General features: G+C 65.9%; 23 protein-coding genes and 1 pseudogene. 10 read left to right on the top strand and 14 right to left on the bottom strand.

Annotated features, from left to right (window positions below):
• Positions 1-2: 2 nt before the first annotated feature.
• From infA to mnmA, 13 genes are all read right to left on the bottom strand, one after another.
• Complete coding sequence (infA, locus tag NUH86_RS14815) at positions 3-221, bottom strand: translation initiation factor IF-1 (RefSeq protein WP_003049127.1); 219 nt, start codon at positions 219-221, stop codon at positions 3-5.
• 58 nt (positions 222-279) lie between these two features.
• Entirely contained in the window at positions 280-1,569 is a 1,290-nt protein-coding gene (locus tag NUH86_RS14810) for an adenosylmethionine--8-amino-7-oxononanoate transaminase (protein ID WP_267250203.1), read from the bottom strand.
• 44 nt (positions 1,570-1,613) lie between these two features.
• Positions 1,614-2,051: a DUF4168 domain-containing protein gene (locus NUH86_RS14805; protein WP_267250202.1), complete on the bottom strand. Its 438-nt coding sequence runs from the start codon at positions 2,049-2,051 to the stop codon at positions 1,614-1,616.
• 218 nt (positions 2,052-2,269) lie between these two features.
• The gene (locus NUH86_RS14800; protein ID WP_267250201.1) at positions 2,270-4,297 is read right to left on the bottom strand and encodes a M13 family metallopeptidase; all 2,028 of its coding nucleotides are present in this window, start codon (positions 4,295-4,297) and stop codon (positions 2,270-2,272) included.
• Positions 4,298-4,548: 251 nt separating this feature from the next.
• Positions 4,549-5,163 (bottom strand): dethiobiotin synthase, encoded by a 615-nt coding sequence (gene bioD, locus NUH86_RS14795; protein ID WP_267250200.1) that lies wholly within the window; start codon positions 5,161-5,163, stop codon positions 4,549-4,551.
• Positions 5,160-6,296 carry an 8-amino-7-oxononanoate synthase gene (locus NUH86_RS14790; protein ID WP_267250199.1) on the bottom strand — a complete coding sequence of 379 codons (1,137 nt, stop codon included), beginning with the start codon at positions 6,294-6,296 and terminating at the stop codon, positions 5,160-5,162. The genes bioD and NUH86_RS14790 overlap by 4 nt, the downstream gene beginning before the upstream one ends.
• Positions 6,297-6,458: 162 nt before the next feature.
• Complete coding sequence (locus NUH86_RS14785) at positions 6,459-7,139, bottom strand: DUF2490 domain-containing protein (protein WP_267250198.1); 681 nt, start codon at positions 7,137-7,139, stop codon at positions 6,459-6,461.
• 177 nt (positions 7,140-7,316) lie between these two features.
• A complete protein-coding gene (locus NUH86_RS14780) occupies positions 7,317-9,440 on the bottom strand; it encodes a sodium-translocating pyrophosphatase (RefSeq protein ID WP_267250197.1) in 2,124 nt (707 codons plus the stop codon).
• Between the two features lie 228 nt (positions 9,441-9,668).
• On the bottom strand, positions 9,669-10,583 hold the full coding sequence (thiL, locus tag NUH86_RS14775; protein ID WP_267250196.1) for a thiamine-phosphate kinase: 915 nt from the start codon (positions 10,581-10,583) through the stop codon (positions 9,669-9,671).
• Positions 10,584-10,639: 56 nt separating this feature from the next.
• The gene (gene nusB / locus NUH86_RS14770; protein WP_267250195.1) at positions 10,640-11,086 is read right to left on the bottom strand and encodes a transcription antitermination factor NusB; all 447 of its coding nucleotides are present in this window, start codon (positions 11,084-11,086) and stop codon (positions 10,640-10,642) included.
• Between the two features lie 94 nt (positions 11,087-11,180).
• Positions 11,181-12,470: a histidinol dehydrogenase gene (hisD, locus tag NUH86_RS14765; protein ID WP_267250194.1), complete on the bottom strand. Its 1,290-nt coding sequence runs from the start codon at positions 12,468-12,470 to the stop codon at positions 11,181-11,183.
• Entirely contained in the window at positions 12,460-13,122 is a 663-nt protein-coding gene (hisG, locus tag NUH86_RS14760) for an ATP phosphoribosyltransferase (RefSeq protein WP_267250193.1), read from the bottom strand. Before hisG ends, hisD begins: the two co-directional genes overlap by 11 nt.
• Before the next feature lie 125 nt (positions 13,123-13,247).
• Complete coding sequence (mnmA, locus tag NUH86_RS14755) at positions 13,248-14,354, bottom strand: tRNA 2-thiouridine(34) synthase MnmA (RefSeq protein ID WP_267250192.1); 1,107 nt, start codon at positions 14,352-14,354, stop codon at positions 13,248-13,250.
• A 135-nt stretch (positions 14,355-14,489) separates the two neighbouring features.
• On the opposite strand from mnmA, the gene NUH86_RS14750 reads away from it, so the two are divergent.
• From NUH86_RS14750 to NUH86_RS14740, 3 genes are all read left to right on the top strand, one after another.
• Positions 14,490-14,786 (top strand): hypothetical protein, encoded by a 297-nt coding sequence (locus NUH86_RS14750; protein ID WP_267250191.1) that lies wholly within the window; start codon positions 14,490-14,492, stop codon positions 14,784-14,786.
• A gap of 107 nt (positions 14,787-14,893) precedes the next feature.
• Positions 14,894-15,193 (top strand): DUF1153 domain-containing protein, encoded by a 300-nt coding sequence (locus tag NUH86_RS14745; RefSeq protein ID WP_007687284.1) that lies wholly within the window; start codon positions 14,894-14,896, stop codon positions 15,191-15,193.
• 156 nt (positions 15,194-15,349) lie between these two features.
• A complete protein-coding gene (locus NUH86_RS14740) occupies positions 15,350-15,604 on the top strand; it encodes a GlsB/YeaQ/YmgE family stress response membrane protein (RefSeq protein WP_267250190.1) in 255 nt (84 codons plus the stop codon).
• A 59-nt stretch (positions 15,605-15,663) separates the two neighbouring features.
• On the opposite strand, the gene NUH86_RS14735 is transcribed toward NUH86_RS14740, so the two are convergent.
• Positions 15,664-15,912, bottom strand: a complete 249-nt coding sequence (locus tag NUH86_RS14735; RefSeq protein WP_267250189.1) for a GlsB/YeaQ/YmgE family stress response membrane protein — start codon at positions 15,910-15,912, stop codon at positions 15,664-15,666.
• Between the two features lie 175 nt (positions 15,913-16,087).
• On the opposite strand from NUH86_RS14735, the gene NUH86_RS14730 reads away from it, so the two are divergent.
• From NUH86_RS14730 to NUH86_RS14705, 7 genes and pseudogenes are all read left to right on the top strand, one after another.
• The gene (locus tag NUH86_RS14730) at positions 16,088-17,260 is read left to right on the top strand and encodes an efflux RND transporter periplasmic adaptor subunit (RefSeq protein WP_267250188.1); all 1,173 of its coding nucleotides are present in this window, start codon (positions 16,088-16,090) and stop codon (positions 17,258-17,260) included.
• Positions 17,261-17,282: 22 nt separating this feature from the next.
• Positions 17,283-20,441, top strand: a complete 3,159-nt coding sequence (locus NUH86_RS14725; protein WP_267250187.1) for an efflux RND transporter permease subunit — start codon at positions 17,283-17,285, stop codon at positions 20,439-20,441.
• A 213-nt stretch (positions 20,442-20,654) separates the two neighbouring features.
• Positions 20,655-21,920, top strand: coding sequence for a DUF445 domain-containing protein (locus NUH86_RS14720; RefSeq protein ID WP_267250186.1), 1,266 nt, complete (start codon positions 20,655-20,657; stop codon positions 21,918-21,920).
• A pseudogene (locus tag NUH86_RS24745) lies at positions 21,917-22,059 on the top strand (energy transducer TonB); the annotation flags it as partial. The gene NUH86_RS14720 and the pseudogene NUH86_RS24745, both read left to right, overlap by 4 nt.
• Positions 22,060-22,084: 25 nt before the next feature.
• Positions 22,085-22,606, top strand: a complete 522-nt coding sequence (locus NUH86_RS14715; RefSeq protein WP_267252156.1) for a hypothetical protein — start codon at positions 22,085-22,087, stop codon at positions 22,604-22,606.
• A gap of 20 nt (positions 22,607-22,626) precedes the next feature.
• Positions 22,627-23,616: a bifunctional diaminohydroxyphosphoribosylaminopyrimidine deaminase/5-amino-6-(5-phosphoribosylamino)uracil reductase RibD gene (ribD, locus tag NUH86_RS14710; protein WP_267252155.1), complete on the top strand. Its 990-nt coding sequence runs from the start codon at positions 22,627-22,629 to the stop codon at positions 23,614-23,616.
• Between the two features lie 30 nt (positions 23,617-23,646).
• Entirely contained in the window at positions 23,647-24,261 is a 615-nt protein-coding gene (locus tag NUH86_RS14705) for a riboflavin synthase (protein ID WP_267250185.1), read from the top strand.
• Positions 24,262-24,293: the final 32 nt, after the last annotated feature.

Raw genomic sequence — 24,293 nt, 5'->3', positions numbered from 1 at the left:
GCTTATTTGAAGCGGTAAGTGATCCGACCCTTGGTCAGGTCGTAGGGGGTCAGTTCGACCAGCACTTCGTCGCCCACCAGCACGCGGATGCGGTTCTTGCGCATCTTGCCGGCGGTGTGGCCGAGGATCTCGTGATCATTTTCAAGCCGAACGCGGAACATGGCGTTGGGGAGAAGCTCCACAACCTGTCCGCGCATTTCAAGCAGTTCTTCTTTTGCCATAATATCCTGGAAGTCGAAAAATCGCGCCGCCATAGCGCCAAAATGCTGAAAAAGAAAGTCAGGCTGAAGCGCCAAATGCATCGCCGGCTTTTTGGAGCACCGCAAAGACGTGATCGAGCTGATCCGCGTCAAGGCAATAGGGCGGCATGAGATAGATGGTGTTGCCGAGCGGGCGCAGCAAGAGGCCCTGTTCTCCGGCGAAAGCGCGGAGGCGCGGGGCGAGGTCGGAGAGATAGCCCGCATCGGGGGCAATCAGGTCGATGGCGGCTATCACACCCAGTTGGCGGGGGTTGGCAAAGGCAGGATGCGCGCTGAGCTTTTCGAGTCGCTCCGCCATGGCTTTGCCCAGAATCGCGATGCGGCCCAGCACATCCTCTTCCCGCCAGATGGCGAGATTGGCGGCAGCGGCGGCGCAGGCGATGGCGTTCGCGGTGTAGCTGCTGGAATGATAGAAAAGGCGGGCGCGGTCGCTGGATCTGTGCGCCTCGAAGATGCGGGGCGTGGCGAGCGTGGCGGCGAGAGGGATGGCGCCGCCGGTGATGCCCTTGGCCACCGCCATGATATCCGGGACGACGCCCGCCTGCTCGCAGGCGAAGAGCGTGCCGGTGCGGCCCCAGCCGGTCATCACCTCGTCCGCGATGAAGAGGACGTCGTGACGGGCGCAGATCGCGGCCATGTCGCGCAGGACGGAGGGCGGGTAGATCAGCATTCCCCCTGCCCCCAGGATCAGCGGCTCGACGATGAAGGCGGCGGGCCTTTGCGCGCAGGCCGCTTCAAGGGCGTCCAGGGTCGCCTGTTCCGCGCCGGGGGCAGGAAAGGGGATGGTCTCCACATCGAACAGCAACGGCGACCAGGCGGCGTTGTAAACGCCGCGCTCGCCCACCGACATGGTGCCGATGGTGTCGCCATGATAGCTGTGCTGGAGCACGAGGATGCGGTGGCGCGGTTCGGACAGGCCATCCAGCGCCAGATTGTGCCAATAGCCGAGCGCCATTTTGAGCGCGACCTCGACCGCGGTGGAGCCGCTGTCGGAGAAAAAGACATGGGCGAGCGAATCGCGGCCCGCAGCCCGGGGCGCGATATCGACCAGCCCGCGCGCCACTTCCTCCGCCGGGCCGTGGGTGTAGCCGGCGAAGATGAGTTGATCCAGCTTGCCCGCCTGATCGGCGATGGCCGCCGCGATCCGGGGATGGCAATGGCCGTGGGTCGCCACCCACCAGCTTGAAATGGCGTCGATCAGCGTGCCGCCATCGGCCAGATGCAGCAAGGCCCCCTCCGCCCGTTCGACGTGGGGGATCGGCTCATTCAGGCCGTGCTGGAAAAAAGGATGCCAGACAGGGGAGGTCATGGCCGCTGCTTAGGCCCATGACCTCCCTCTGTGCAATGCCGCGCTTACTGCGCGGGCGGGGTGGCCGGTGACGCGGGGGCGGCCGGAGCAGCGCCAGCATCCGGAGCCGCCGGGGCGGCCGACGCCGGAGCGGCTGCCTGGATCTTCTGCTGGAGCGCAGGATCAGCGGCGGCGGCCTGACCGATCTGGTTGAACTTTTCCGGCGGGATGCCCGACGCCTGGAGCGCCGCGAGCATCTTGGGCTGCTTGTCGGCGGCGGCGATCGAGCTGTCCTGCTGGATCTTCGTCACCTCGACGGCGGCCGCGGCGAACTGCTTGATATCGGCGTCCGAAAAAGTGCTGGCGCCTGCGGCCGGGGCGGCGGGCGCAGCCTGCGCTGGCGCGGCCGGGGCGGCAGCATCCTGGGCCAGAACCGGAGCGGCGGCGGCCAGTGCGATCGATGCGACACCGGCCTTCAGAAGAATGTTATTCAAACCCGACAAATTGCTTCTCCTCAACTTTAACCAATGTTTGAACGCCAAGCTGTGGAAGAGGTTGTCGGGATAAAAGGGCGATCCGATAAAATGTTGCATTTAAGAGACGGTCAACAAGGAAAATGCAGTTTATCGCGTGACCAAAACGTTTCGCCGTTGCGGAATATCGTTGCTTTGCCGGAACGGAAAAGGGGCCGGATTCGCGCTGATCCGGCCCCCTTCGATTCTTACCAGATCTTCACGCGATCCTGCGGTGCCAGATATATCTTGCCGCCCGCCTCCGGCTTGAACGCCGAATACCATTGGTCGAAATTGCGCACGGTGTCGGCGCGATATTGCGACGGGGAATGCGGATCGGTGACGAGCCGCTGGCGCAGATTGGGTTCGCGATAGTTGCGCCGCCACACCTGCGCCCAGCCCAGGAAGAAGCGTTCGTCGCCGGTCGTGCCGTCGATCACCGGGGCGGGCTTGCCGCCCAGCGAGGCGTGATAGGCGTCCAGCGCCACCGCGACTCCGGCCAGGTCGCCGATATTCTCGCCCAGGGTGAAGGCGCCCTTCACATGCGCGCCGGGGAAGGGTTCATAGGCGTCATATTGCTTGACCAGTTTATCGGTCAGCGCCTTGAAATTGGCGACGTCCCGGTCGCTCCACCATTGGTTGAGCTTGCCCGTCTCGTCATATTTCGCGCCCTGATCGTCGAAATGATGGCTGAGTTCATGGCCGATCACCGCGCCAATGCCGCCATAATTGACCGCCGGATCGGCATGGGGATCGAAGAAGGGCGGTTGCAGGATGGCGGCGGGGAAGACGATCTCCACCATGCCGAAATTGGCGTAGGCGTTGATCTCCATCGGGGTCATGCCCCATTCCCAGCGGTAGATGGGCTTGCCGAGCTTGCCGACCTGATAGTCGAATTCATACTGGTTCGACCGCAGCGCATTGCCGAACAGGTCGTCGCGCTTCATCGTCAGGCCGGTATAGTCGCGCCACTTGTCGGGATAGCCGATCTTGGGCGTGAAGGCGGCCAGCTTCTTGTGGGCGCGGGCCTTGGCGGCGTCGCTCATCCATGGGAGGCCGTCGATGCGGCGGCCCATGGCGGCGATCACATTCCTGACGAGCTGGTCCATCGCCGCCTTGGTTTCGGGCGGGAAATATTGGGCGACATAGGCCTTGCCCACTTCCTCGCCCATGGAGGATTTCAGGAAGTCCACCGCCCGTTTCCAGCGGGCTTCGCGTTCCGGCGTGCCTGACAGGGTGGTGCCGTAAAAGGCGAAATTCTCATTGGCCACCGCGTCCGGCAACTGGTCGGCAAAGCTGTGCAGCGTGCGCAGCAGCAGCGCATCCTTCAGCACGCCGACAGGAGCCTTGGCGATCAGCGCGGCTTCTCCGCTGACGGCGCTCGGCTGCGACACCAGCAGATCCTTGGGGGCGAGCTTGTTGGCGGCGAAATAAGCGGTGAAGTCGAAGCCCGGCGCGGCCTTTTGCAGGTCGGCCAGCGTCATCTTGTTATAGGTCTTGTCGGCGTCGCGACTGTCGACCTGGGTCCAGTGGACCTTGGCCACTTCCGTTTCGAACGCCATCAGCGCGGCGGCGCGGGCCTTGGCGTCGGGTTCCCCGGCGAGCGTCAGCATCTTTTCCAGATGCGCGACATAGGCGGTGCGGATCGCCGCCATCTTCGCGTCGGGTTCCAGGTAGAAATCGCGGTCGGGCAGGCCCAGGCCGGACTGGTGCAGGACCAGTATGTAGGTTTCCGGGTCTTTGTCGTCCTGATTGACGTAGAAACCGAAGGGGCCGTCGATTCCGGCGCGGGCGGCTTCGGCGGCGAGTTTGGCATAGGCGGCCTTGTCCTTCACCGCCGCGATCTTCGCGAGCCACGGTTTGGCGGGGGTCAGGCCCTGCTTCTCCACCGTGGCGGCGTCGAGATAGCTGGCATAAGCGTTGCCGATCTTGCTGTTCGGGTCGCCCTGCGCGGCGTCGAGAATGGCCTTGGTCCGCTCGCGGGACAGGTCGTCCAGCGTGTTGAAGGCGCCATAACTGGATTTGTCGGCCGGAATCGGCGTGTTTTTCGCCCATGTGCCATTGGCATGATCGTAGAAATCGTCGCCGGGCTTGACCGACTTGTCCATGCCGGCGCTGTCGAAGCCATAGCTGCCGTAAGTGGGTTTCGCCGGATCGGATTTTGCCGGACTGGTTTGGGCGACGGACGCGCCGGTGGCCAGCGCAACTGCCGCCGCGCCGAGGAGGAGATATTTCATCAAAGCTTCCCTTGCTTCATCTGGTCAGGGCACGCGGACGCACCCATGATGGCCGGGAGTTGAGCGTCCCGCGGCAGCGATGTCCATGTCGTTGGTCGAAAAATGGGCGACGCTTGCGGCTTTGGGGAGGAGAATGAACGCGCCCAAATCATCCGACTCCGTTCGCACTGAGCTTGTCGAAATGCTGTTCTTTTTTGAAGAAGGAGAGGCTTCGACTTCGCTCAGCCCGAACGGGGAGAGGGAATGAACGGTCAGGACAGGTAGATCGATGCGGTGAAGGCCGCACCCAATGTCTGCGCATCCAGCGGATCGAGATAGGGCAACCGCCCAAGGCTGCGGACCTTGCCCAGCTTCGGAATGATCCGCTCATTCTCCTCATGCGGTTCGCCGATGAAGGCGATCCCCGCGATGGGAATATTCCGCGCCCGCAGCGCCTCTATGCTGAGCAGGCTATGGTTGATCGTACCCAGCCCCGTCCGGGCGCAGAGGATGACAGGCGCGCCCCAATAAGCGAACAGGTCGATCATCAGCAGCGTCTCGCTGACCGGGACCATCAGGCCGCCCGCGCCCTCCACCACCAGCGGGCCGTCGACCTGCGGCAGGGCCAGCCGGTCGAGGGCGATCTCCACCCCGTCGATCCGCGCCGCCAGATGGGGCGAGGCGGGCGTGGTCAGGCGATAGGCTTCGGGCAGGATGTGCGAGGCGGGCAGGCCCGACAGCGCCGCCACCCGTTCCTTGTCGCCCTGCGGATCGACGCCCGCCTGCACCGGCTTCCAATAATAAGCGCCCAGCGCTCCGGCGAGGCCCGCCGCGAACACCGTCTTGCCGATGTCGGTATCCGTGCCGGTGACGACGAAGACGCTCACGCCGCCGCCCGGCCCACTATCCGGACGAGTTCCTCGCCCAGCGCGGCGATGTCGGCGCGGCCGACATTCAGGGTCAGCGAAATCCGCAGGCGGCTGGTGCCCGGCGGCACGGTTGGGGGACGGATGCCGCGCACATCGAACCCCGCCTCCTGCAAGGCGGCGGCGGCGGCCATGGCGCGGCGGTCCTCGCCCAATATGACCGGGATGATCTGGCTGCGCGGGGCGGGCAGGCCGAGCGGCGCGCAAATCGCTTCGCCCGCATCGACCCGCAGCGTTTTCAACCGGTCGCGCAGGTCGCTCGCCTGTTCGATCCGGTCGAGCGCCGCCGATACCGCGACCGCCATCAGCGGCGAGGGCGCGGTGGAGAAGATGAAGGCCCGCGCCCGGTTGATCAGATAGTCGATCAGCAGGCGCGGCCCGCAGATCAGCGCGCCCTCCACCCCCATCGCCTTGCCGCAGGTGTGCAGCGTCACGACATTGTGCAGCCCGTCCAGCCCCGCCGAGAGGCCGCGTCCCGATGGACCGAAAACGCCCGTACCATGGGCTTCGTCCAGAATCAGCATCGCCTCATGCCGGGCCGCCAATGTCGCGAGGTCGCTGAGCGGCGCCATGTCGCCATCCATGGAATAGAGCGTCTCCACCGCGATCCAGACCCTGCCCTTGCCGCCTTCCTGCCGCCAGGCGGCGATCAGGTCGGCGAAGCTCTGCACATCGTTATGGCGGGCGAAGACCGTCGTCCCCTTCGACATGCGGATGCCGTCATGGACGCTGGCGTGGATCAGCTCGTCCGCGACGATCAGGTCGCCCCGCTGGGGCAAGGTGGAAAACAGCGCCAGATTGGCGGCGAAGCCGTTCGCCATGAACAGCGCGCCCTGGGTCTTGAAGAAATCGGCGGCCTTCGCCTCCAGCCCTTCATGTTCGGGGGCGTTGCCGCGCAGCAGCCGCGAACCGCCCGACCCCACCGGCACGCCCCGCGCCACCGCATCGGCCACGGCCTGCGCGACGATGGGGTCGGAGGCGAGGCCGAGATAGTCGTTGGAGGCGAAATCCCGGCCGGAACGGGGGATCAGACGACGCAGGCGGCCGCGCCTTTCAAGCGCGGCCAGTTGCGAGCGGAAGGGTTCGCTGGTCATGGCGCGGCATATAGGGGTGTGGGGTGGGAGCGGGCAAGTGTGGATGCCCCGCTTCATCGGGCCGGTGGCGTGGATAGGGGCGCGACCTTCGAAACTTCCCCTCCACCATGCTGCGCATGGTCCCCCTCCCCACGCTTCGCGCAGGGAGGATTTCATGTTTATTCAGAAACTGAATCCCAGGGAAAAGGACGCCACATTGTCGTTGCTGTCGTCGGCATTCGGCCGGAAGCCATGCTGGTGCAGATAGCCGATCTCCGCATTCACATTCTTCGCGAGCGGGGTGGTGATGGCGATCAGGTTGCGCATCCGCTCCTCGCCCTGGACGCGCTGGAAATTGGTGGTGTTGAAATCGATGAAGCTTTCATGGCTCAGCAGCAGCGCGGTCTTGCCGCCTTCCCTGAACGGCAGCACATATTTGACATAGGGGCGCAGGCGCCAGGCGGTGCCGTCCACCCCTTCGCGCCAGCGCTCCTCCAGCCGCAGGCGGGCGCTGAGCTGGCCGGGACCGATCTTCACGATATTGTCGAAGGTCACCTGCTGGCGGCCGCGATGCTCCATCACCGCGAAATGACCAGCATTGTAATTGGGGTCATGGGTATAGCCCGCCCAGACGGTGATTTTCTTGCTGACCTTGTAGCCGATCAACGAATTCATCTCGACCTCGTACAGCCCATCGCGATCGTCGCTGAAGCGGGCGACGACCTCCTGCGAGAAGCGCCAATGATCGCTCAGCTTCACCGTTGCGCTGGCGGTGGTCCAAAGCTGTTCGTCCTCGCTGGCATGGGCCACGGCCGGAACGGCCAACAGGGCAAGTATGGGCAGCAGCTTAGAGGTCAGTCGCATGGTGATATTCTCCCCTCGCCCATCCTGGCGAACGGCTGGCCCACTATGACTTTTTCGTTACAATAATGTGACTGGTGCGTTTCCGATTTGTGACGACGATCGCGGCCCGTCCGTAAAAAAGGCTCCGCCCGGCTGCGGGCGGAGCCATTTCCCTGTCATTCCCTTTCGATCGGGAATTTACGCGCCGTGCGCTAGCGCGGCCAGCAGCAGCAGCGCGACGATATTGGTGATCTTGATCATCGGATTCACCGCCGGGCCAGCCGTGTCCTTGTAAGGATCGCCTACCGTGTCGCCGGTCACCGCGGCCTTGTGGGCTTCGCTGCCCTTGCCGCCATGATGGCCATCCTCGATATATTTCTTGGCATTGTCCCACGCCCCGCCGCCCGACGTCATGGAAAGCGCCACGAACAGGCCGGAGACGATCACGCCCAGCAGCAACGCGCCAAGCGCGGCGAAGCCGTTGGGCGTCCCCGCCACCGCCGAGATCGCGAAATAGACGACGATCGGCGCCAGCACCGGAAGCAGGCTGGGCACGATCATCTCCTTGATCGCGGCGCGGGTGACAAGGTCCACCGTGCGGGCATAGTTGGGCCGCGACGTGCCCTCCATGATGCCCTTGTTGGTGGCGAACTGGTCGCGCACGTCCTTGACCACGTCACCGGCTGCGCGGCCCACGGCGGTCATGCCCATGGCCCCGAACAGATAGGGCAGCAGCGCGCCCAGCAGCAGGCCGACGATGACATAGGGGTTGGAGAGGCTGAAATCGACAGGCTCGGTAAGGCCGAGCGCGCTGTTGTAGAATTTCAGATCCTCCGTATAGGCGCCGAACAGCACCAGCGCGGCAAGGCCCGCCGAACCGATGGCATAGCCCTTCGTCACCGCCTTGGTGGTGTTGCCCACCGCGTCGAGCGCGTCGGTCCTGACGCGGACGCTATCCTCCATATGCGCCATTTCCGCGATGCCGCCCGCATTGTCGGTCACGGGGCCATAGGCGTCCAGCGCCACGACCATGCCCGCCAGCGCCAGCATGGCGGTCGCGGCGAAGGCGATGCCGATCAGGCCCGCCAGTTGATGGGCGACGATGATGCCCGCCACGATCACCAGCGTCGGCAGGGCGGTCGCCTCCAGGCTGACGGCCAGCCCCTGGATGACATTGGTGCCATGGCCGGTTTCCGAAGCGCGGGCGATGCTGCGCACCGGGCGGTAGTTGGTTCCGGTATAATATTCGGTGATCCAGACGATCAGCCCCGTCACGACCAGCCCGACCATCATCGACCAGAACAACGCCATGCCGGTATAGCCGCCCGCCCCGTCCAGATCGGTGCCGAAGCGGGCATCGAGGCCGCCCAGCGTATAATGGGTGACCGCGTAGAGCGCCGGGATCGACAGGATCGCTGTCGTCCAGAAACCCTTGTAGAGCGCGCCCATGATCGACTGGCTCGACCCCAGCCGCACCATATAGGTGCCGATGATGGAGGTGATGATGCACACGCCGCCGACAATCAGCGGCAGCGACATGAGCTGCATCAGGAAGGCGTTGTCGACGCCCTTCACCAGCAAAGCGGTCAGCACCATGGTCGCGCCGACCGTCACCACATAGGTTTCGAACAGGTCGGCGGCCATGCCCGCGCAGTCGCCGACATTGTCGCCGACATTGTCCGCGATCACGGCGGGGTTGCGCGGATCGTCCTCCGGAATGCCTGCCTCGACCTTGCCGACCAGGTCCGCGCCGACGTCCGCCGCCTTGGTGAAGATGCCGCCGCCCAGGCGCGCGAAGATGGAGATGAGGCTGGCGCCGAAGGCCAGGGCCACCAGGGAATCGATCACCAGCCGATCATCGGGCGCGTGGCCCGCCGGTCCGGTCAGATACCAGAAGAAGACGCTGATCGCGAGCAGGGCCAGCCCCGCCACCAGCATGCCGGTGATGGCGCCCGCCCGGAAAGCGACGGTGAGGCCGCTCTGCAAGCTATTCCGCGCGGCCTCGGCGGTGCGGACATTGGCGCGCACCGAGATGTTCATGCCGATGAAGCCCGCCGCGCCCGACAGGATGGCCCCGATCAGGAACCCGATGGTCGACGTCGCGCCAAGGAAGAAGAAGACCAGCGCCGCGACGACGATGCCGACCATGCCGATGGTCGTATATTGGCGGCCGAGATAGGCCTTCGCCCCTTCCTGAATCGCGCCCGCAATCTGTTGCATGGTTTCATTGCCGGCGGGGGCCGCCAGCACCTGTCGACTGGTGAACAGGCCGTAGAGCACGGCCAGCAGGCCGCACCCTATGGCAATCGTGACAATCTGCATGGATGTTCCTCTCCCCCTGTTATGGCTGTCATCGGCCGCTCCGCAGGGAATGACGGGCGGGCGAAGGGCGTAAAGGCGGGCCGCCGGAACATGCGCTTCCGGCATCGGGCACCGCGTCAATCAGCAACAGGCTCACGCACATCATGCGGTCCTACCGGGCTGAGAAAGGTCGGCGGTGAAGCTACAGGGCCGACGGCGTGCGTCAACCCGTTACGATATTAAGGCAAATCAGCCATGTTCCCAGCCGAGCCGGTCGGGCAACGGCATGGCCACCCCGTCGATCATCAGCGTCAGCCCGGCTCCGCGTGAAAAGCGTCCGACCGGAATGGCGCGCACGGGCGGCTTCATTGCGGCGGGCAAGGCGAAGAGCAGCTCATAATCGTCCCCGGCGCGCGCGGCGGCGATCTGCACCGCATTGCTGGCGCCCCTTGTGCTTTCAAGCGCGGGCGACAGGGGAATATGATCGATGGCGACGGCAAGGCCGCTGGCCGCCGCCATGCGCGAAGCGTCGATCAGCAGGCCGTCGGACACATCCATCATGGCGTGGACATGGGGCGCCAGCAGCGCTCCTTCGGCCAGGCGCGGACGTGGACGGCGATAGGCGTCGACCAGTGGGCCGGACGCGCCGGGCATGGTTCGCAGCAGTTCAAGGCCGATGCCCGCATCCCCCACCGGGCCGGTGAGATACAGCCTGTCCCCTGCCTTCGCGCCGCCGCGCAGGGGGACGCGGCCAGTCGCTTCGCCCAGCGCGGTCAGGCTGTAGCTGCGCGGCGCGCCGTTGGGCATCCGCACCGTGTCTCCGCCCAGCAGCGGCATGGCGTGACGCGCCAGCGCCTCGCCCAGTCCCTCAAGGAAGGCGGCGTCCCATGCATCGTCGCCCGACAGCGCATAGTTGAGCAGGCAGCCGAGCGGCCTCGCGCCCTTGGCGGCGAGGTCGGAGAGGTTCACGGCGGCGAGTTTCCAGCCGATGTCGGCGGGCGGATCGGCGGGGAGGTAATGCACCCCCTCCACCATCGTATCGCTGGTGAGGATCAGGCGGGCGCCGCCGATTTCCAGGATCGCCACATCGTCCTGAAGGCCCTGGGCGGCGGGGTCGTTCGCCAGCAGGCGGAGCAGGGTCAGGAAGCGGGATTCAGCGGACATGGACCCGAACCTTCTGGCGCGCCGTGCTATTCTGTCGAGGCAAGGATCGAACAGACTTACTTCCGCACATCCTTGGCCACCGCATCGAGCAGGCCGTTCACGAAACCCGCCTCGCGCTTGTCGTAGAAGGCGTGCGCCACATCGACATATTCGCTGATCGCCGTGGCGGTCGCGACATCCTGCCGGGCGAGCAGTTCATAGGCGCCTGCGCGCAAAATCTGCCGCATCGGCTTGTCGAGCCGCTCCAGGCTCCAGCCCTTGGAAAGGCGCGCCACGATCAGGCCGTCAATTTCCTCGCGACGGCGGTCGACGCCCTGCACGACATCGTCGAAGAAGCTTTCTTCCGCCTGCGCATAGGTCACATCCTCTATGGTCGCGCCCAGGCGGTGCTGGTGGAATTCATGCAGCAGCACGTGGATGGGCGTGCCCTCCATCTCAAGCTGGTACAGCGCCTGGACCGCGGCAAGGCGCGCGGCGGAGCGGGATTTGGAGCGGTCGTTCATAGTCTTTCCATAACCGTTCGGGCCGAGCCTGTCGAAGCCCTTTGCCGAACGCAGTGAGGTGAAGCCTTCGCCAAAGCGCCGGGCGAAGGGAAGCTTATTTCAATCTCAAGGCCACCGAAGCCGCATGCGCCGGAAGCCCCTCCGCCTGCGCAAGAGCGACGGCGGCGGGGCCGATGGCGTCGATGCCGCGCTGGTCGAGGCTGAGGAAGCTGGTGCGCTTCATGAAGTCCAGCACCGACAGTCCCGAAGAAAAGCGCGCCCGGCGGCCGGTCGGCAGGACGTGGTTCGGCCCGGCGACATAATCGCCCACGGCCTCCGGCGTCATCCGGCCAAGGAAGACCGACCCGGCATGGCGCACTTTCGCGAAAAGGGCGTCGGGGTCGTCGACGGCAAGTTCCAGATGCTCGGCGGCGAGCCGGTCGACCAGCGGCATGGCTTCCTCAAGGTCGCGCACGACGATGATCGCCCCATTGGCGTTCCAACTGGCGGTCGCCACCGCCTGCGTCGACAGCAGCGGCAGGCGCTTGTCCACCGCCGCCGCCACCGCATCGGCGAAAGCCGCATCGTCGGTGAAGAGGATGGACTGGCTGGTCGGGTCATGTTCCGACTGGCTGAGCAGGTCGGCGGCGATCCAGTCGGGATCGTTCTTCCCATCCGCGACCACGACGATTTCGGAAGGTCCGGCGACCATGTCGATGCCCACCACGCCGTAAAGCTGGCGCTTCGCCTCCGCCACCCAGGCGTTGCCGGGGCCAGTGATGACGTCGACCGGCCTGATCCGGTCCGTGCCATAGGCGAGCGCGGCCACCGCCTGCGCCCCGCCGACACGCCAGATTTCCTCGATCCCCGCGATTGCGGCGGCGGCGAGGACCAGCGGGTTGATCTCTCCATTGGGGGTCGGCGTGACCATGGCGATGCGCCGGACGCCCGCCACCTTGGCCGGGATGACGTTCATCAGCAGCGAACTGGGATAGGCGGCGCGCCCGCCGGGCACGTAAAGCCCCGCCGCGTCGACCGCGTTCCAGCGCGCGCCCAGACGCACGCCCGCCGCGTCGACGCTGTCGCTGTCCTGCGGCTTCTGCTTTTCATGATAGGCCGCGATCCGCGCCGCCGCGAGTTCGAGCGCGTCGCGCAATTCGGTCGAAAGTCCGTCCAGCGCCTTGCGGCATTCGGCAGGCTCCACCGCCCAGCCGCTGACGTTCAGGTCGTGCCGGTCGAAGCGGCTGGTATAGTCGGCCAGCGCGGCATCGCCCTCTGCGCGCACGCGCTTGAGGATGGCGATGACGTCGCGGGACACATCCTCATCGGCTTCGCGCCGGGCGTCGACCAGGGCGGTGAAGGCGGCGGCGAAATCCGCCCCGCTGCTGTCCAGCCTAAGCGGCATCCTTCGCCCCCACGGCCTTGCGGAAAGCCTCCACCAGCGGCACCAGTTCGGCCGAGCGCATCTTGTAAGCGGCGCGATTGACGATGAGCCGCGCCGACACCTGCATGATGACGTTGGTTTCGACCAGCCCGTTGGCCTTCAGCGTCGCACCCGATGAAACCAGATCCACGATCCGCCGCGACAGACCCAGCGACGGCGCCAGCTCCATCGCGCCGTTCAGCTTGACGCATTCGGCCTGGATGCCCCGCGCCTCATAATATTTGCGGGTGAGATAAGGATATTTGGTCGCGACGCGGACATGGCTCATCGCCGCCTCATCCTCCTGCGACAGGCCTTCGGGTTCCGCCACCGACAGGCGGCAATGGCCCATGTCGAGGTCGACGGGCGCGTAGATTTCCGAATAGTCGAATTCTTCCAGCACGTCCGACCCGACGATGCCGATCTGCGCCGCGCCATGCGCCACAAAGGTCGCCACGTCGAAGGCGCGCACGCGGATGATCGAAACATCCGGCCGGTTGGTGGCGAAGCGAAGGGCGCGGCTCTTCTTGTCATGAAACTCCGCCTCCGGCTCTATTCCGGCCTGGGCGAGCAGGGGCAGCGCCTCATCGAGGATGCGCCCCTTGGGGATGGCGAAGGTGAGCGGACGAGTCATGACCCGCGCGCCTTACTTTGAGGGGCGGGAAAGGGCAAGGTCGGCCGTTTTCTGGCTTGGCTTTCGGGGAGGCTCGCTTCGCCCGCCCCCACCCCCGGCCCCTCCCTTGAAAGGGAGGGGAGTATTTAAGCTGCTTCGGCCAAAGCCGCCTCGGTCGCCGCGATCCAGCCGCCGCCCAGCACCCGGTCGCCTGCATAGAGAACCGCCGCCTGTCCCGGCGCCACGCCATATTCGGGCGCGTCGAAGACCAGCCGGTCGCCCTCCAGCCGGGCCGGAACCGGCTTCGCCATGGAGCGTACCTTGGCGGTCAAAGGTCCGGAAAAATCGCCGCCCAGCCAGTTGATGTCGCTCAGCCGCGCCGCCGACACCGCCAGCGCCGCCTTCGGGCCGACGATCACGCGCCGCCCTTCCGCATCCAGCCGCACGACATAGAGAGGTTCGGCCTGGCCGCCGATCTCCAGTCCTTTGCGCTGGCCCACTGTGTAGTGGATCATCCCCTTGTGCGTGCCCATCAGGCGGCCGTCGATATGGACGATGTCGCCGCCTTCATCGGCGTCGGGCCGCAACTTGCGCACGATCTTCGCATAATCGCCGTCGGGGACGAAGCAGATGTCCTGGCTGTCGGGCTTCATCGCCACCGACAGGCCGAGTTCCGCCGCGATTTCGCGCACCTGCGGCTTGGGCAGGCCGCCCAGGGGGAAGCGCAGATAATCGAGCTGCGCCTGAGTCGTGGCGAAGAGGAAATAGCTCTGGTCCCGCGCCGGATCGGCGGCGCGGTGCAGTTCCGCGCCCTGCGGCCCTTCCACCCGGCGGACATAATGGCCGGTGGCCAGGCAGTCGGCGCCCAGGTCGCGGGCGATCTGGAACAAGTCGGTGAACTTCACCCCCATATTGCATTTCACGCAGGGGATGGGGGTGCGACCGGCCATATATTCATCGGCAAAGTCGGCGATCACCGAATCCCGGAACCGGCTTTCATAATCAAAGACATAATGGGCGATGCCGATGCGGTCGGCGACGGCGCGGGCGTCACGTATGTCCTGCCCGGCGCAGCAACTGCCGGTGCGGCCCACCGCCGCGCCATGATCGTAAAGCTGGAGCGTGACGCCGATGGTTTCCGCCCCCGTGCGCGCCGCCAGCGCGGCGACGACGCTGGAATCCACGCCGCCTGACATCGCGACGACGATCCGCCGCGCATTCAGCGGCTCGCTTAGCTGGAACTCGGGCTGCATGGGCGCGCATATAGTCGTCCTCATCGCGGCCTGCCAGACCGATTCAACGCTTCGTCGCATCCAGTCGCATTCCATGCCCCATTTCGGGGGTCACATTTACCGGACCTTATCCTTTGCTCCGTAAACCGCTCTCCCATGGATTTGGGATTCCTTCGGACAGGCGGGCTTAAGCCCAGCTTCGTCAAGCCTTCGGGCCGACGGCGCGTGCCGGTCTGGCCGTCCTTGCGAGCCGCTTCGGCGGCGGAGCAGGCGGCCAGCCCGACAGCGCAGGCGGTCGCAGGCGTCCTGCGGGGGCAGGATATCGAAGGGGACTGGGTCCAGGAACTGGCCGATATCCTCGCGCCACGTTCCGACGGCAACATCGAGGCCGTAGGACTCGCGGGCAGCTTTAACCCGTTGATCGCGAACCGATTAAGGGTGGGGCAAGGATGATGAAGGGGGCGTTTACCGTGGCGCTTTAGGGCCTGTTCAGGGCTTGAGGCGCAAAAAGGCAAGCACTGCTGAAATCGGCAACGCCAGTGCCGCTTATTGAGGTGATAATGATCGAAAACCAGAAAATCAGACCTGCCCAGGTCGTCGGGCCGCTCGGAGAACCCCTGACTCTGGAAAGCCTGCCTCCCGTCGACACGACTCGCTGGGTCGTGCGCCGCAAGGCTGAGGTCGTCGCCGCCGTCAATGGCGGCCTGCTGACCGTGGATGAAGCCTGCGCCCGCTATTCGCTGACGCTGGAGGAATTTGCGAGCTGGCAGCGCGCCGTCGACCGTTCGGGCATGCATGGCCTGCGCGTGACGCGCATCCAATATTACAAGTCCCTCTACGAACGGCAGCAGAAATACTGATTTTCTGTTCCCATAGATATAGGGTCGCATGGAAGGCCGCCGGATCTGGCATCCGGCGGCCTTCTGCTTTGCAATCGTGAAATGGAACGTAAAGCCGACTTCTCCGTTGAACAGATCAGCCACCCGAAAGGGGCTGTGGACCAAGGAGAGTGAGAAATGGGCATCATCTTATGGCTGGTCGTCGGCGGCGTCATCGGCTGGCTTGCCAGCATGGTCATGCGGACCGACGCGCAACAGGGCATCCTTCTGAACATCGTGGTCGGCATCGTCGGCGCGTTCATCGGCGGCCTGATCTTCAGCGGCGGTTCCATCAACGACGGCTTGACGCTCTACAGCTTCCTCGTGTCGCTGGTCGGCGCCATCGTCCTGCTAGCCATCGTCAATCTGGTACGGCGCGGCTCCGTCCGCTAAAATTTTCGTACAGGATCGAGGAGGCCGTGCCCGGATGGCGCGGCCTCTTTCCTTGCGCCTCAATCCCGTCCGGAGAAGAAACGGTAGAGGGCCAGCACGCCGATCGCCCCCAGCACCGCCGCGATGAAGCTCGCCTGCTCGCCGGGTTGGTATACGCCCAGCAGGCGCCCGACATAGGCCGCCAGCAGCGCGCCCGCGATGCCCAGCAATATGGTGAGGATGCAGCCACCCGGCTGGCGGCCGGGCATGACCAGCCGGGCGATGGCGCCCGCGAACAGCCCGACAATGATCCACCCCAGCAATTCCATCGTCATTCTCCCGCCGCGATGCGGCCTATAGCGCCATAGTCAGGCGCCCTTGGCAAGGCCCGCCAAATGGCTTTGCGGTCCGCCCCGCACCCATAATATGGGGGCTTGAGCCGGGTGATTTATTCATATAATACAGCAACCCGAACGGCGTGCCATGCCGAAAGATGGATTCAGGATGAATTACGAAACCCCGTTGGTCGGCGATGCGCCGGTAAATGTCCTTGACGATCAGGACGAGCGCTCCATCTGGCGCCGCAGGCTGGTGATCGGCGCGGTCGTCGCGATCATCCTGATCGCCGTCGCCACCTGGATCAGCATGCATCGCAAGGGCGCGGAAGTCCCCGCCGGCGCGGCGCAGGCCCCGGTCGTGACGGTCATCAGCCCCGGCATGTCCACGGTGTCGCACACCATCAGCGCCACGGGATCGCTCGCGGCGCGGGTGGAAATGCCGGTCGGCGTGGTGGGCGAAGGCGGCGCAGTGACGCGGGTGCTGGTGCAACCGGGCGACTGGGTGCGCGCCGGTCAGGTGCTGGCGACCGTCGAACGCTCCGTCCAGACCGAGCAGATCCGCTCGCTGGCCGCGCAGGTGGAGGTTGCCCGTGCCGACGCCAAGCTGGCGCAGGCGCAGCTCGACCGCGCCAAGGCGCTCGTTTCCCGCGGCTTCATCAGCCAGGCCGACATCGACCAGCGGACCGCGACCCGCGACGCCGCCAATGCCCGCGTCAATGTGGCCATCGCGCAACTGGCCGAACAGCGCGCCCGCACCGGCCGCCTGGACATCCGCGCTCCTGCCGCCGGGCTGGTGCTGACCCGTGCGGTGGAACCCGGCCAGATCGTCGGATCGGGCAGCGCCGTGCTGTTCCGCATGGCGAAGGGCGGGGAGATGGAAATGCTGGCCCAGGTCAGCGAGGGCGATCTGGCCGCGCTGCGCACCGGCAACAGCGCCACCGTCACCCCGGTCGGCGGCACGGCGCAATTCGCCGGGCGGGTCTGGCAGGTGTCGCCGGTGGTCGACAATCAGAACCGCCAGGGCATCGCCCGCATCGCCATCGCCTATAATCCGGCGATCCGCCCGGGCGGCTTCGCCTCCGCCGCGATCGTCAGCGGCACCGGATCCGCGCCGATGCTGCCGGAATCGGCAGTGCAGAGCGATGAAAAGGGCAATTATGTCTATGTCGTCAACGGCCGCGACGAAGTGCAGCGGCGCGACGTCAAGATCGGCCAGGTGACGGATGCGGGCGTGTCGATCCTGAACGGCCTGAACGGCGACGAACGCATCGTGGCTTCGGCCGGCGCCTTCCTGACGCCGGGGCAGAAGGTGAAGCCGGAAGCCGGCAAGTCCAAATGACGCGGCAGGCGAGGAAACCGTCATGAGTTTTCGCAATATTTCCGCCTGGGCCATTCGCAACCCGGTGTCGCCGCTGGTGCTGTTCGCGGCGCTGCTGCTGGCGGGCCTGGTCAGCTTCAGCCGGATGGACGTCAACCAGAATCCGGACATCAGCTTCCCGATGGCGCAGGTCGTCGTGTCGCAGCCGGGCGCCGCGCCGACCGAACTGGAAACGCAGGTGACGCAGCGGATCGAGGCCGCCGCGCGCGGCATCAGCGGCGTCGATGAAATCACATCCTTCGTGTCCGAAGGCCGGTCGCAGACCAATGTGCAGTTCCAGATCGGCACGCCGGTCGACCGCGCCGTCAACGATGTGAAGAATGCCGTCGACCAGATCCGCAGCGACCTGCCCGAAGGGATTTTGGAACCGCAGGTCAGCCGCGTCGACATCGATGGCGGCCCGATCGCCTATTTCAGCGCCGAAGCGACCGACATGACGCTGGAGGAACTGTCCTGGTATGTCGACAACACCGTGGCCAAGCGGCTGCTGGCGGTGCCCGGCATGGCCGCGGTCACGCGCGGCGGCGGCGTGTCCCGCGAAATCCGCGTCATCCTGGACCCCGCCAAGCTGCAATCGCACGGCATCACCGCCAGTCAGGTCAACCAGCAGCTTCAGCAGGTGAATATGAACGCGGCGGGCGGCCGCACCGAAATCGCGGGCGCCGAACAGGCGATCCGCGTGTTGGGCAACGCCCGCGACGCCTATGCGCTGGGCCAGACCCAGATCGCCATTTCCGGCGGGCGCACGGTCAAGCTGGCGGACCTGGCGGACGTGCGCGACATGTATGCCGAACAGCGGTCGCTGTCCCTGATGAACGGGCGGCAGGTCACCAGCTTCAGGATGGAAAAGGCCAAGGGGTCGTCCGACGTCACCGTGTTCGATGAAGCGATGAAGGTGCTGGACCAACTGAAAGAGGAAAATCCCAAGGTCCAGTACAAGCAGCTTTACACCAGCGTCGAATATACCAAGGGCCAGTATCACAGCGCCATGCAGGCGATGATCGAGGGCGCGGTGCTGGCCGTGGTCATCGTCTTCCTGTTCCTGCGCGACTGGCGCGCCACCATGATATCCGCTCTGGCCATTCCGCTGTCCGCGATTCCGGCCTTCTGGTTCATGGACATGATGGGATTCACCCTGAACGGCATTTCGCTGCTGGCGTTGAGCCTGGTCGCGGGCGTGCTGGTGGACGACGCCATCGTGGAGATCGAGAATATCGTGCGCCACATGCGCATGGGCAAAAGCGCCTATCAGGCCTCCATCGACGCCGCCGACGAAATCGGCCTGGCGGTGCTGGCGACGACCATGGCGATCGTCGCGGTGTTCCTGCCTGTGGCGTTGATGCCCGGCGTTTCCGGCCAGTTCTTCATCCAGTTCGGCATGACCGTTGTGGTCGCCGTGCTGCTCAGCCTGGCGGTCGCGCGCCTGATCACGCCGATGATCGCCGCCTATTTCCTGAAGGCCCACGGCCAGGAAAGCCATGGCGAAGGCTGGATGATGGACGCCTATATGGCGGTGCTGCGCTGGTCGCTGGACGAACGGCGGGCCATCGCCCACCGCGCCCGCGGCGGCGCGGCGCGCTTCACCGCCTGGATTCGCGACCATCGCATCTGGACGATGGGCCTCGGCTTTCTGTCGTTCGTCGCGACCATCGCGGCCTTCGGCACGCTGCCCATGTCGTTCCAACCGACGATCGACACGGATTTCAGTCAGGTGAAGATCGAAACCGTGCCCGGCAGCACACTGCAACAGACCACGGCGATCACCCGCAAAGTGGCGGACATGCTGGCCGCCGACAAGGACATGGTCGAGGCCGCCTTCGCCGATATCCAGACGACCGGGGCCGACATCTATCTAACGCTCAGGAAGGACCGGCCGATGTCCTCGGTCGAATGGGAACGCAAGGCCGCACCCGCATTCCAGCAGGTCGCCGACGCCCGCGTCAATTTCCAGTCGCAATCGGGCGGCGGCTTCGGCCGGGACGTCGTCATCATGTTCGGCAGCGACGATCCGGCGAAGCTGGAGCAGACCGCCAACAAGCTGGTGGCGGAAATGGCGGGCATCCATGAAATCCGCGCGCCACGGGTGGCGGGCGACATGAACCGGCCCGAAATCGTCATCAAGCCGCGCTTCGACCTGGCCGCCAGCCTGGGCGTGACCACCGCCGCCCTCAGCCAGACGATCCGCGTCGCGACGATCGGCGACATCGATCAGAACAGCGCCAAATTCTCCCTGTCCGACCGGCAGATCCCGATCCGCGTGGCGGTCGCGGAAAACAGCCGGCGCGACCTCGCGACGATAGAGAATATGCCGGTGCCGACGGTCAGCGGCGGTTCCGTGCCGCTGAAGGTCGTGGCCGACGTAGAATTCGGCGCGGGTCCGACGCAGATTCGCCGCTACAACCAGATTCGCCGCATCGTCGTGGGCGCCGACCTGGCGCCGGGCGTCGTCATCAGCCGGGCCATGGAAAAGATCGATGCCCTGCCGACCATGAAGGCGATCACCGACGGCAAGATCCGGGGCGTGCAGAAGCTGAACATCGGCGACAGCAAGTGGCAGGCCGAACTGATCCAGAATTTCGTCATCGCCGTCATTTCCGGCATCCTGCTGGTGCTGGCGGTGCTGACGCTGCTGTACAAGCGGCTGATGCCGCCCTTCGTCAATCTGGGGTCGCTGCTGCTGGCGCCGCTGGGCGGGGCGCTGGCGCTGCACCTGACCGGCAATCCGGTGTCCATGCCGGTGCTGATCGGGCTGCTGATGCTGCTGGGCATCGTCGCCAAGAATTCGATCCTGGTCATCGACTTCGCGCTGGAGGAGATGGGCAAGGGCGTGCCCAAGCGGGAGGCGATCATCGACGCCGGTCACAAGCGCGCCCAGCCCATCGTCATGACCACGGTGGCGATGGTGGCCGGCATGGTGCCGACCGCCCTGTCGCTGGGCGGCGACGGCGCGTGGCGCGCCCCGATGGGCATCACCGTGATCGGCGGCCTGATCCTGTCGACCGCGCTGACGCTGGTGATCGTGCCCGCGACCTTCAGCCTGGCGCTGGGGATAGAGGAATGGGTCGGCCCGCGCCTGGGCCGCCGCCTGCTGACCTACAAGCCGGGGGATGACCGCGCAGGGGCGGCGCAACCGGCGGAGTAGAGTGGAAGGCGGATATAATCGCCGTTTGCCCTGAGCGAAGTCGAAGGGTTCTGCTGAGCGGAGCGAAGCATGGAAACCTCGCTCCGCTCGGGAGAAGGCTTCGACAAGCTCGACCCGAACCCATTCCTGGCCCCCTGCCGCCGTCCCGCTCCCCTCCTCCCCGGAAAAGAAGCGCTTGCCTGAACGAAACGGCGGCGTAACCGTTAGCTGGCCATGAAGATGCTCGCCCCGCCCCGCCCTATCGTCGCCAGCCCTGTTCATCCGGCGCGGCGCATGCGGCTGGTGGCGACGGGCATGCTGCTCTTCATGGCGGCACTGTTCCTGGCGGCGCGGGCGACGGTCCACCTTCACCCCGCCATAGGCTTCGTCCAGGCCTTTGCCGAGGCGGCGATGGTCGGCGGCCTGGCCGACTGGTTCGCGGTCACCGCCCTGTTCCGCCATCCGCTGGGCCTGCCCATCCCCCACACCGCGATCATCCCGCGCAACAAGGATCGGATCGGGGACACGCTCGCCCTGTTCCTGCGCGACAATTTCCTGACCCCCGCCGTGGTGGCGCGGCGGATGCAGCGGCTGGACATGGCGGGTGCGGCGGGACGCTTCCTCGCCAGCCCGTCCAGCGGCGACGGACGGTTGCGCGAGGGGGCGTCCCGCCTGGCCGCCGACATATTGGAGGCGCTGGACCAGGAACGGCTGGGCGGCATGGTGAAGGGCGCCATCGCCCAGCGGCTGCGCGCCATGAACCTGGCTCCGCTGATCGGCCAGGCGCTGGAGGCGGCGATGCGCGACGGCCGCCATGCTCCGGTGATGGACGGCATCATCCTGTGGGCGGACCGCACTCTGGAGGCGAACGACCATCTGATCCGGCAGATGGTGCACGACCGGTCGGGCAAGATATTGCGGTGGACGGGCCTTGATGAAAATCTGTCCAACGCGATCATCGACGGCCTGCGCAAGCTGCTGGCCGACATGGCGCATGACCCCGGCCACAGCCTGCGCCTGAAGGCGGAGGAAGGCCTGACCACGCTGGCCGCCGACCTGCAATTCGACCTGGAGATGCAGGCCCGCGTCGCGCGCATCCGCGACGAGATCGTCGACAATCCGGCGATGCAGCGCTGGATCGACGGCCTGTGGGAGCAGGCGCGCGGCGGCCTGCTGCGCGCCGTGCGCGATCCCGGCAAGGCGATGGCGGGGCGCCTGGGCGAAGCGCTCCATCAGCTTGGCACCACCTTGCAGCAGGACGCCCGGCTGCGCCTGCTGATCAACCGCTTCATGCGCCGGGCGGCGGTGGGCGCGACGGCGGCCTATGGCGATTCCATCGTGAAGCTGGTCAGCGAAACCGTGCGCGGCTGGGACGCAGGCACCGTCACCAGCCGGCTGGAACATGCGGTCGGGCGCGACCTGCAATATATCCGGGTCAACGGCACGCTGGTGGGCGGGCTGGTCGGCCTCGCCATCCACGCCTTCGACACGCTGTTGTAAATTGTAGCGACGAAGCCTTCCGGATCGCCACCCAGCGCCACGCCCTTCGCAAAAGGCGTTCCGTCCGGCGACTCGCGATGGCGTCGCGATCAGCTCGACCAAGCTGCTGACCGTCCATTTCCGCCTGGCAGACGTCTGAAATCAAAGAAAAGGGACCGGAAGCCATCGCATCGGGCAACAGCGCTTTTGCATCCGGCCCCGCCTTCCCCTATATCGGCGCCATGGCGATCTTACCCCGTCCGGTGTCTCCCAAGAGCGCGATGAGCGACCTGTGGAGCTATTTTCGTGAGAACCGGCCTCATAAATGGCCGTTGCTCGGCCTGTCCGTCGCGATTACCTGGGTCATCATCTGGACCTTCATCGTCGACGCCAACACCAACACCATGCCGACGCGCAACCAGATCTTCTATGTGCAGAGCTGGGACACCAACCGGACCGACGCGGCGATCATCCTCCAGCAGAAGATCGACCTGGCCAAGCGCGAGGCGGCGATCCAGAAGAGGCAGAGGGAAATGCAGGGCGTGGCCGATATTTTCGGCATCGACTGGAAGAAAGACGAAGCCCGCAACACCGCCCGCCGCAAGGAAGCGCTGAAGCAGATCAACGCGCAGCTCGACCAGCGCCTGGCCAAGGCCGAAGCCACGGAAAAATCCGCCCCCACCCAGAGCGGAGCGGCCCAGCCCTGAGCGTCCGATCCAAACCCATTCTGCCTCCCGTCGATCCCGCGCAGGACCGGCGGTTCATGGCGGCCGCCATCGCCCTGTCGGAACGCGGGCGCGGGCTTTCCACGCCCAACCCCAATGTCGGCTGCCTGATCGTGCGCGACGGCCATGTCGTGGGACGCGGCTGGACGCAGAGGGGCGGCCGCCCCCATGCGGAAGCGCGGGCGCTGGACGAGGCGATGGAGCGCGCCCGCGGCGCCACCGCCTATGTGACGCTGGAGCCATGTTTCCACCTTTCCCCACGTGGCCCGCGCTGCGCCGACCTGATGGCCCGCGCCGGGGTACAGCGTGTGGTGATCGCCCTGCGCGATCCCGATCCGCGCACCGATGGGCAGGGCGCCGCCTGGCTGCGCAAACGCGGCATCGCCATCGAAATGGGGGTGATGGCGCAGGAAGCCGCCGCCGCGATGCGCGGTTTCGTGCTGCGCCAGACGCTGGGCCGCCCCGCCGTGACGCTGAAGCTCGGCCTGTCGCTGGACGGCCGGATCGCGCTGGGCGACGGGTCCAGCCGCTGGATCACCGGCCCGGAAGCCCGCGCCCACGCGCATATGGAACGCGCGCGGCATGACGCCATATTGGTGGGCGGCGGCACGCTGCGCGCCGATGCGCCCCGGCTGGACGTGCGCCTGCCGGGTCTGGAGGACCGGTCCCCCCGGCGCGTGCTGCTCAGCCATGGCGATGCGCCCGACGGCTGGGAAAGCATCGCCGCGCCGGAGGACATCGCCGCCCTGCCGCAAGTCGATCATCTGCTGGTAGAGGGCGGCGCGCAAACCGCCGCCGCTTTCCTGCGCGGCGATCTGGTCGACCGGCTGCTGCTCTATCGGGCGCCGATCCTGATCGGGGACGGGCTGGCGGGCATAGGCGATATCGGCCTGACCGACCTTGCCGACGCGCATGGCCGGTGGCGGATCGACGACGAACGGCGGCTGGGCAATGATCGGCTGGAGGTTTACCTCCGCAACCGCAACGCCTAGGACAAGCCGCGAAAGAGGATTTCCAGCATCATGTTCACCGGCATCATCACCGACATCGGCACCATCCGCACCCATGAACAGCGCGGCGACCTGCGCCTGGTGATCGGCTGTTCCTACGACATGGAAACGGTCGCCATCGGGGCGTCCATCGCCTGTTCCGGCGCCTGCCTGACGGTGGTGGAAAAGGGCGCGGACTGGTTCGCGGTCGACCTGTCGGCCGAAACCCTCGCCCGCACCGCGCAAGGGCTGTGGGAACTGGGCGCGCGCCTCAACCTGGAACGCGCGCTCAAGGTCGGGGACGAACTGGGCGGCCATATCGTCACCGGCCATGTCGACGGCATCGGCACTTTGGTGTCCGCCACCAGCGAAGGCGATTCGACCCGCCTGCTCATCGCCGCCCCGGCGGCGCTCGCCCCTGCGCTGGCGGCCAAGGGTTCGATCACGGTCGACGGCATCTCACTGACCGTCAACACGGTGGAGGATCAGGCGGACGGCTCCGTCCATTTCGGCCTGAACATCATCCCGCATACCGCCGCCGCGACTACGTTGGACAGCTTGACGCCGGGCCGCGCCTTCAACCTGGAGATCGACGTGCTGGCCCGCTATCTGGACCGCATGCAGAGCCTTCGCATGAGCGCGCCTTGATCCGGGATTGAACGAATCAATAAGGCGAATGT

It is taken from the genome of Sphingobium sp. JS3065, assembly GCF_026427355.1.
Taxonomy (GTDB): domain Bacteria; phylum Pseudomonadota; class Alphaproteobacteria; order Sphingomonadales; family Sphingomonadaceae; genus Sphingobium.
Note: the sequence above shows the minus strand (reverse complement) of the source record. Positions and strands in the feature narration are given on the sequence as shown.